The organism is Streptomyces sp. NPDC002851, assembly GCF_053591935.1.
The window spans coordinates 25566-34169 of sequence record NZ_JBSFUT010000060.1; the positions used below are offsets into that span (position 1 = coordinate 25566).

Consider the following 8604-nt stretch of genomic DNA (forward strand, 5'->3'; position numbering starts at 1 on the left):
GCATCCCCCAACTTCTGATGGGTCGTCAGAAATCGTCAGACAGCGACAAGCCCCGGTCGTACGACACTGGAGTTGCCGATGCCCTGCCCCGCGCTGCCCGAGGGGTTCGACGCCACCGACCCCGATCTGCTCCAACGTCGCGTGCCGCTTCCGGAGTTCGCCGAGCTGAGGAAGGTCGCCCCGGTCTGGTGGTGCCCGCAGCAGCGCGGCATCACCGGCTTCGATGACGAGGGCTACTGGGCCGTTACCCGGCACGCGGACGTCAAGTACGTGTCCACGCACCCCGAGCTGTTCTCGTCCACCACCAACACCGCGGTGATCCGCTTCAACGAGCACATCACCCGCGACCAGATCGAGGTCCAGCGGCTGATCATGCTCAACATGGACCCGCCCGAGCACACCCGGGTCCGCCAGATCGTGCAGCGCGGCTTCACCCCGCGCGCGATCCGCGGCCTGGAGGACGCGCTGCGCGACCGCGCCCGGCGGATCGTCGAGGAGGCGGAAAAGGCGGCGCAAAAGGGAGCGGAGAAAGGGACGGAGGAGGGGGTGGAGAAGGAGGCGGGACGGGGCTCCGAGGGCTTCGATTTCGTCACGCGGGTCGCCGTCGAGCTGCCGCTACAGGCCATCGCGGAACTCATCGGCATACCGCAGGAGGACCGGGCCCGGATCTTCGACTGGTCGAACAAGATGATCGCGTACGACGACCCGGAGTACGCCATCACCGAGGAGGTCGGCGCCGAGGCGGCCATGGAACTCATCGGCTACGCCATGAACATGGCCGCGGCCCGCAAGGAAAGCCCCGACAAGGCCGCCAGGTCCGCCAAGGCCGACAAGGACATCGTGAGCCAGCTGGTGGCGGCGGAGGGCGAGGGCAATCTGTCCTCGGACGAGTTCGGCTTCTTCGTGCTGCTGCTCGCGGTCGCGGGCAACGAGACCACGCGCAACGCCATCAGCCACGGCATGCACGCCTTTCTCACCCACCCCGACCAGTGGGAGCTCTACAAGCGCGAGCGGCCCGCGACCGCCGCCGAGGAGATCGTCCGCTGGGCCACGCCCGTGGTCTCCTTCCAGCGCACCGCGACGCAGGACACCGAGCTCGGCGGCGTCACGGTCAAGAAGGGCCAACGCGTCGGCCTCTTCTACTCCTCGGCCAATAACGACCTCGAAGTCTTCGACGAGCCCGAGAAGTTCGACATCACCCGCGACCCCAACCCGCACCTCGGTTTCGGTGGCGGTGGCCCGCACTTCTGCCTCGGCAAGTCCCTGGCCATCCAGGAGATCGACCTGATCTTCAACGCCCTCGCGGACGCACTGCCCGACCTGCGGCTCGTCGGCGATCCGCGGCGGCTGCGTGCGGCATGGCTCAATGGGATCAAGGAGCTGCGGGTGGCGGCCGGTTGACCGGGTAGGCCGAAGCGGCCGCCCCCCCCGTGAGGGTGCGGCCGCTGCGTCAGGGCGTCCGGGGCGTGGGTGCCGGGTCGGCTCAGTACCAGCCGTTCGCCTGCCAGAAGTTCCAAGCCTTGACCGGGCTGCCGTAGCGGTCGTTCATGTAGTCGAGGCCCCACTTGATCTGGGTGGCCGGGTTGGTCTTCCAGTCGGTGCCCGCGGAGGCCATCTTGGACGCGGGCAGCGCCTGGACCAGGCCGTACGCGCCGGAGCTGGAGTTGGTGGCCTGGGGGTTCCAGCCGCTCTCGTGCTCGACGATCTTGCTGAAGGCGGCGAACTGTGCCGGGTCCTTGATCAGCTTCTTCGCGATCTCCTTCGCGTTCCCGGTGGCCGCGGGGGCGGCGGCGGGGGCGGCGGCCGCGGCCTCGGGGGCCTTGGCGGTCGCGGCCTCGGCCGGAGTCGTACCGAAGGCGATGCCGGCGGCGACGAGACCCACGGCGACGTGGGCGGCGGCCTTCTTCGGGGTGACGTTGCGACGGAAGCGGGCGAGAAGGGTGGGCTGCGCGGACGCGGACAAGACAGAGCCTTCCGTTGGGGACGGGGGGATCGCAGACATGCGGGCATGCCGGTGCCGCGGGGGAGCGAGGGGGCAATGCCAAGGCGCCGTCGGCCGTGTGGCCGGGCGGCGCCCTGCGACTCGTCCAGAGAAGCAGGGCTGTTACGCCGCCGCAATGCCCCCTGTTACTAGTTCTTGTCGCAATTGGGGCGTTCCGCCCTCTTTGGCGGTACGGGGGAATGTGCAGGTCAGGCCGTACGTAGCGGGCAGCCGGGCAGGCCGGAGGGCCTACTACCCGGCATCGGACAGGACCAAGGTCCTGTGGGCGGGCTCACCCCCAGGCGCCCTGGTCCGTTACGGACAGGCAGAGCGCCCTTACGGCCGGGGGCCGTCAAATGTGACCGGTGTCTCGAACGCCGCCCGCCGCGTGGCCCGGCGCAGCGCCTTGAGCACCATCGGCCCGGCCGCAAGGGTCAGGACGACCGTGATGGCCGCGCGGCCCAGGTCCCAGCCGAGCGAGGTGGCCAGGCAGTAGGCGAGATAGCGGACCAGGTTCTCGTGCAGCGGATCCCCCGGCACGAACGAAAGTCCCGAGCCGAGCCCGGGCACGACCGTCCAGCCGTACAGATTCATCACGAGCCCGTAGCCGACGGCGGCGAGCAGCCCGTACAGCGCGAGCAGGCCCAACTCGGCGCGGCCGCGCACCCGGTCCGCCCCGGGCCCTGGAAGCAGCCCCGCGCCCATCGACACCCAGCCCATCGTCAGCATCTGGAACGGCATCCACGGGCCGACGCCGCCGGTGAGCAGCGCGGAGGCGAACATCGTCACCGAGCCGAGTACGAAGCCGAAGCCCGGTCCAAGGACCCGCCCCGCGAGCACCATCAGGAAGAACATCGGCTCCAGACCCGCCGTGCCCGCGCCCAGCGGACGTAGTGCGGCGCCCACCGCGGCGAGCACGCCCAGCATCGCCACGGCCTTCGCGCCGAGACCGCTCTCGGCGATGGTCGCCGCCACGACGCCGACGAGCAGCGGAAGCAGCGCGGCGAACAGCCAGGGCGCGTCCTGCGCGTGCGCGGTGATCCCGGAGGCGGAGTCGGCGAGCAACGGCCAGCCGAAGCCGACGATGCCGACGGCGCTGACGAGGAGCAGGGCGGTGACGGACTTCGGTCCCAGGCGGACGGCTCGGGCCTGCGGCCCGGTGGGCGCTTCATGTCGTATCGGCGGCTTCATGACGTACCGTCCAGGGCCGCCGTCACCTGGGCGACCGTCAGCCACTTCTGCGGGGCCAGGATCTTGGTCACCTGCGGGGCGAAGGACGGGGACGATACGACGACGTCCGCGGTCGGGCCGTCCGCCACGACCTCGCCGTCGGCCAGGATCACCACGCGGTGGGCGAGTTCGGCGGCCAGCTCCACGTCGTGGGTGGCGAGCACGATCGCGTGCCCCTCGGCCGCGAGGCCGCGCAACACGTCGACCAGTCGGGCCTTGGCCGCGTAGTCAAGGCCCCGGGTCGGCTCGTCGAGCAGCAACAGCGGGGGACGGGCGGTGAGTACGAGGGCCAGGGCGAGGGTGAGCCGCTGACCCTCGGAGAGGTCGCGGGGGTGCATGTCGTCCGGGATGCCCGGAAGCAACTCGCTGACCAGGGCGCGGCAGGTTCCGGCGGGGGCACCGGCGTCGTGGTCGGCGGCGGTGCACTCTGCTCCGACGGTGTCCGCGCACAACAGGTCCCGGGGTTCCTGCGGGACCAGGCCGACGTGCCGGAGCAGGTCGCGCGGGGCGGCTCGGTGCGGGGTGGCCCCGCCGACGCGTACCGAACCCGTGGTGGGTTCGAGCATGCCTACGAGGGTGGTGAGCAGGGTGGACTTGCCGGCGCCGTTGCGGCCCATGAGGGCGAGGGTTTCGCCGGGGGCGAGGGTGAGGGTGACTCCGCGGAGTGCCTCCACGCGGGCTCGGCGTACGCCTAGGTTGTCGGTCTGGGCGACCGGAGCCGCGGGATCCGGGGTGGCTGCCCCGGGTGCCCTGCGCCGGGGGCGCCGCCTCAACCAGGTCGGCCACCTGGACGCCACTGTGGAACGGTGCCCGGAGCCGGGGTGCCCCAGGTCGTCCGGAAGCGCTCCCCGCGCCGGGGTGCCGCCGCGCCCACCCGTGCCGCCCTGCGGCACGACTGCCCGCGACGGCGGTACGTCTGTCCGCGACGGCGGTACGTCTGTCCGCGACGGCGGTACGTCTGTCCGCGGCGGCGGTACGTCTGTCCGCGGCGGCGGTACGTCTGTCCGCGGCGGCGGTGCAGCAGCCCCGGTGGTTTCCGTCAGGCGTCCCCTCAGGTCGTCCGCCCTCCGTCGCGCGTCCCGCACCGTAAGAGGAAGCGGATCCCAGGCCGCAAGGCGACCCAATCCGACCACCGGCGGGTAGACGGGCGAGACGGACATGACGTCGGCCGGGCTGCCCAGAACCGGAGGCTGACCCGAGCCCGGCAGCAGCAGTACCTGATCCGCGTACTGCACCACCCGCTCCAAGCGGTGCTCGGCCATCAGGACCGTCGTGCCCAGGTCGTGGACGAGGCGTTGCAGGACGGCGAGGACCTCCTCGGCGGCGGCCGGGTCGAGGGCCGAGGTCGGCTCGTCGAGGATCAGGACCTCCGGGTGGGGGGTGAGCACCGAGCCGATCGCGACGCGCTGCTGCTGCCCGCCGGAGAGCGTGGCGATCGGGCGGTCCCGCAGGTCGGCGAGGCCGAGCAGGTCCAGGGTCTCCTCGACGCGGCGGCGCATCACGTCCGGGGGCAGGCCCAACGACTCCATGCCGTAGGCGAGTTCGTCCTCGACGGTGTCCGTGACGAAGTGGGCGAGCGGGTCCTGGCCCACCGTGCCGACGACATCGGCGAGTTCGCGCGGTTTGTGGGTGCGGGTGTCACGGCCCGCGACCGTGACGCGGCCGCTCAACGTGCCGCCGGTGAAGTGCGGCACGAGGCCGCTCACCGTGCCGAGCAGGGTGGACTTGCCGACCCCGGACGGGCCGACGAGCAGCACGAGTTCGCCCTCGGGGACCGTGAGGTCGACGCCGGTGATCGTGGGCGCGGTCGCGCCGTCGTACGTGACCGAGACATCCTCGAAACGGATCATGATGCTTCCTTACGGGTCCGAGGAGCGGCGACAGTCGCGGCGGGCGGCGCCGGGGCCGCGAACGCCGGGACCAGGCCGAGCAGGACGCACAGCGCGGGCCACAGCGGCAGCGTCGGCGCGACGAGCGGTACGACGCCGGGCCGCAGCGCGGCCGGGTCGGCGGTCGCGGCCCAGATCATCAGGCCCGCGACCGCGATCCCGGACCCGGCCACGAGCCACGCGCGCACCCCCCACACATCCGGCCGGTACCGGGTCCGCACACTCCGCCGCCCACCGAGCCGCAGTCCGGCAAGCGCGGCGACAAGCCCGGCGACAAGGACCGGAAGGCCGAACCCGGCGCCTTCGGCGGCGAGCAGCCCGTACGTCCCCGCGCAGACGCCGAGCAGGCCGCCGAGCGTCAAGGCGGTGGTGGTGCGCCGTACGGCGGGCGGCACCGCGGCGGTACGCCCGTATCCGCGCGCGTCCATCGCGGCGGCCAGGGAGACGGAGCGCTCCAACGCGCCCTCCAGGACGGGCAGTCCGACCTGAAGCAGCCCCCGGATGCCGCGGTCCGGACGGCCGCGCAGACGGCGGGCGGCGCGCAGTCGCTGCACATCGGCGATCAGCTGCGGCGCGAAGGTCAGCGCGACGACGACGGCGACACCCGCCTCGTACAGGGCACCCGGCAGGGACTTGAGCAGCCGCGCCGGATTGGCCAGGGCATTCGCGGCGCCGACACAGATCAACAGCGTCGCCAGCTTGAGCCCGTCGTACAGCGCGAAGACCAGACTCTCGGCGGTGACCCGGCCGCCGATGCGGATGCCTTTGGCCCAGTCGGGCAGCGGCACTTCGGGCAGCGTGAACAGGAGGTGCGTACCGGGAATCGGCGAACCGAGAAACACGGCGAACCCGAGCCGAATCGCCAGCACGAGCAGCCCGAGCTTCACGAAGGCGCCGTAACTCCGCGCCCAGGGCGCATCGGTGCGCCGCGCGGCGACGACGTACCCGGCGACGCCGACAAGGAGTCCGAGCACCAGCGGATTGGTGGTACGGGAGGCAGCGGTCCCGAGCCCAAGGGCCCAGACCCACCAGGCGCCCGGGTGCAGCGCGTTGCTCCGGCTCGCCACCGGCGCTACGGCGGTCCCGAGCGCACTGCGCCCGCGCGGACCGCCCACCGTGCCGGGCCTGTCCAGCTCGGTCATGTGCGGCGGCGGGACTGCCGGATGGCTGCGGCGACGCCGAGGGCGAGTACCGCGGCGATGCCCGCGATCAGGCCCACGGACGGGCCGCCCGCGCTCTTGTCATCGGCCTCGTCACGGGCCTCGGTGGCGTCCCCGGAGCCGGACGCGGTGTCGCTCTCGACCTGCTCGGCGCAGCCCGACTTCGGGTAGTCCGCGATGGCGCATAGCAGGGCGTTGCTGTCGTACCGCAGCGGTTTCGCCACAGCGGCGAGCGCCTCCGCGGCGGTGGCGTCCTCGCGCACGTGCGCGCAGGCGGTACGCGGCGCGGGCGGGGTCTCGCCCTTCGGAGCGTCCTTGGCCGTGCCGAAGTCGACGACCACGGCCACCCGCTTCTCGCCCTCCTCGGTCGGAGTGTCCGCGCAGATCTTCTGGAAGTCCGCGTCGCCGCGTGGCTTCGCTGCGTTCCTGGCATACCCGGATTCAGGGCTCACCGAGAACCGGAAGCCCGCCACCGCACCGTCCTCCGGCCGCGCGGTCGACGGCCCCTCGGACGCGTACGACCACGGGCCACCGGCGCCGTTGCTCTCCGGGGCGGACCGGAGCCAGAACGACCAGTACCGGTACCCGGCGGCTTGCGCGGGCGCGGCGGCCAGCAGGCCGAACAGGACGGCGCACAGCGCGGCTTGGACCGCCACCGCGCGGGCCCGTGCAGTCCGGGTACGGTCGTGGCGCCGGGTGCTCACAGCTGGTTCTTCTTGTTGCGGCCGCTGAGCAGGAACCCGATGCCGACGCTGGCGACGAAGAAGACGCCGACCATCCACCAGACGCTGATCCCGCCCCCGGGCCCGGCGTCGTCCGAGGACTCCTGCGCGTCGGACGTGTCGGCCTTCGCCGGCTCCGGGCCCGTCGCGTTCAGAGCGCTCACCAGGTCCGTACCGCCGAAGTCCTTCGGGTCGGCGCCGGTGGCGTGCGCGGCGAAGATCAACTGGGCGTACGCGGCGGGGCCGTTCTGCTTCGCCCACTTCACCGTGCCCTCGTCCTGAGCGAGCCACGCGGCGGACTTCTTCGCCTGCTCGGTACGCCCGGCCGCGGCGAGCGCGACCGTCGCGTCCGCGGTGTTGCCGTAGTCGGCCTGCTCCGCGGCGCCCGGGGTGGCCGACTTGAGGTGGTCGTCGTTCTTGGCGAGAACGTCCTGGAGGTACGTGGCACCGTTGGCGGCGGCCTGCTCGGCGCTCTTGGGCCCCGCGCACTTGCCGGGCTCGGTGTCCTTCGCGCCGGAGCCCTCCTTGACGACCAGGCCCTTGCCGAGAGCGCCGAGCACACCCGCGGCGCTGGCGTCCGCGTTCGCCGCGAGCTTCTTGGTCTTCAGGTCGGCCAGGCCGAACGCCCCGCCGTCCTTGTCCGCGCAGGGAATCGTGAGCCCGGTCAGCGCGTCGTACGCCGACTTGTCCTTCTGCGACGTCACGGCGTCCGGCTTCTCGCCCGCCGCGACCAGGGCGCCGATCACGATGCCGGTGGAGTTCGCGTCGCTGGGCAGGCCCGGGTTGTAGCCCCAGCCGCCGTCCTGGTTCTGCACCGACTTCAGCCAGTCGACGCCCTTCTTCACGGTGGCGTTCTGCCCGCCGAGCGCGGCAAGCGCCTGCACCGCGGCGGCCGTCGAGTTCGAGTCGACCGGCGTCTTGCCGTCGCACGGCTCGCTCGGGTCGGCCCGGAACGGCGCGAAGCCGCCGCTGTCGCACTGCTGCCCGGTCAGCCAGTCGACCGCCTTCTGCGCGGGCTCGACGCCTACGGTGTGCTGCGCGAGCAGGGCGTACGACTGCCGGAAGACACCGTCGTACGTGGGGTCCTTCTTGCCGTACAGGCCGGAGGGCAGAGGGCCCGGGGCGCTGGGCGAGGGGGAGTCGGCGGCATGCGCCAGCGGGACCCCGGTCAGACAGAGCGCGGCGGTCAGGGCAGCGGCAGCTGCGCTGCGGCGTACGTTCATGATCGGGCGGATGCCTCTCCTGCGGGGACCCGGGCGGGGCCCCGCGGGGGCGCCTGCTCCGGTTCCGTATGCCTCGACGGGACCGAGCGAACTCCCGTGCGGGGCATTCCGGCTTCCTCCGCCTTGCGGACGGCTGGCTCACGGCTGCGGGTCAGCGCCGGACTCTCACCGGCTTCCCCCCGTACGGGTGTTTTCGTTTGCCTGGCCACTCTAGCGGGCGGTCGGGGAGGCTCCCCGGGGTGCTGCCCGTATCGAAGGCGCCCGGCGCCGGGGTTGCCCGTGGGGTCGTCCGTGTGCGCGCCCGGCGCCGGGGTTGCCCGTGGGGTCGTCCGTGTGCGCGCCCGGCACCGGGGTTGCCCGTGGGGTCGTCCGTGTGCGCGCCCGGCACCGGGGTTGCCC

At 72.6% G+C, this 8604-nt stretch carries 7 protein-coding genes and 1 riboswitch; of the genes, 1 reads left to right on the plus strand and 6 read right to left on the minus strand.

The annotated features are described in order from the left end of the window. Positions 1-78 precede the first annotated feature (78 nt). The gene (locus ACWD10_RS36480; protein WP_451098003.1) at positions 79-1401 is read left to right on the plus strand and encodes a cytochrome P450; all 1323 of its coding nucleotides are present in this window, start codon (positions 79-81) and stop codon (positions 1399-1401) included. An 82-nt stretch (positions 1402-1483) separates the two neighbouring features. Here ACWD10_RS36480 and ACWD10_RS36485 read toward each other — a convergent pair whose 3' ends face one another. The 6 genes from ACWD10_RS36485 to ACWD10_RS36510 all read right to left on the minus strand — a co-directional run bounded on the left by ACWD10_RS36485 (position 1484) and on the right by ACWD10_RS36510 (position 8205). Next, entirely contained in the window at positions 1484-1963 is a 480-nt protein-coding gene (locus ACWD10_RS36485; protein WP_451098004.1) for an aggregation-promoting factor C-terminal-like domain-containing protein, read from the minus strand. 354 nt (positions 1964-2317) lie between these two features. Next, complete coding sequence (locus ACWD10_RS36490) at positions 2318-3172, minus strand: ECF transporter S component (protein ID WP_451098005.1); 855 nt, start codon at positions 3170-3172, stop codon at positions 2318-2320. Further along, entirely contained in the window at positions 3169-5061 is a 1893-nt protein-coding gene (locus tag ACWD10_RS36495) for an ABC transporter ATP-binding protein (protein ID WP_451098006.1), read from the minus strand. Before ACWD10_RS36495 ends, ACWD10_RS36490 begins: the two co-directional genes overlap by 4 nt. Further along, the gene (locus ACWD10_RS36500) at positions 5058-6242 is read right to left on the minus strand and encodes an energy-coupling factor transporter transmembrane component T (protein WP_451098007.1); all 1185 of its coding nucleotides are present in this window, start codon (positions 6240-6242) and stop codon (positions 5058-5060) included. Before ACWD10_RS36500 ends, ACWD10_RS36495 begins: the two co-directional genes overlap by 4 nt. Next, the gene (locus ACWD10_RS36505; RefSeq protein WP_451098008.1) at positions 6239-6964 is read right to left on the minus strand and encodes an SCO2322 family protein; all 726 of its coding nucleotides are present in this window, start codon (positions 6962-6964) and stop codon (positions 6239-6241) included. Before ACWD10_RS36505 ends, ACWD10_RS36500 begins: the two co-directional genes overlap by 4 nt. After that, the gene (locus tag ACWD10_RS36510; protein WP_451098009.1) at positions 6961-8205 is read right to left on the minus strand and encodes a prenyltransferase/squalene oxidase repeat-containing protein; all 1245 of its coding nucleotides are present in this window, start codon (positions 8203-8205) and stop codon (positions 6961-6963) included. The genes ACWD10_RS36505 and ACWD10_RS36510 overlap by 4 nt, the downstream gene beginning before the upstream one ends. A gap of 101 nt (positions 8206-8306) precedes the next feature. Next, positions 8307-8384, minus strand: a riboswitch (cobalamin riboswitch). Positions 8385-8604 lie beyond the last annotated feature (220 nt).

Coding starts and splice junctions, on each gene's coding strand:
- ACWD10_RS36480 (WP_451098003.1), top strand. CDS start 79: ATGCCCTGCCCCGCGCTGCCCGAGGGGTTCGACGCCACCGACCCCGAT.
- ACWD10_RS36490 (WP_451098005.1), bottom strand. CDS start 3,172: ATGAAGCCGCCGATACGACATGAAGCGCCCACCGGGCCGCAGGCCCGA.
- ACWD10_RS36495 (WP_451098006.1), bottom strand. CDS start 5,061: ATGATCCGTTTCGAGGATGTCTCGGTCACGTACGACGGCGCGACCGCG.
- ACWD10_RS36510 (WP_451098009.1), bottom strand. CDS start 8,205: ATGAACGTACGCCGCAGCGCAGCTGCCGCTGCCCTGACCGCCGCGCTC.
- ACWD10_RS36500 (WP_451098007.1), bottom strand. CDS start 6,242: ATGACCGAGCTGGACAGGCCCGGCACGGTGGGCGGTCCGCGCGGGCGC.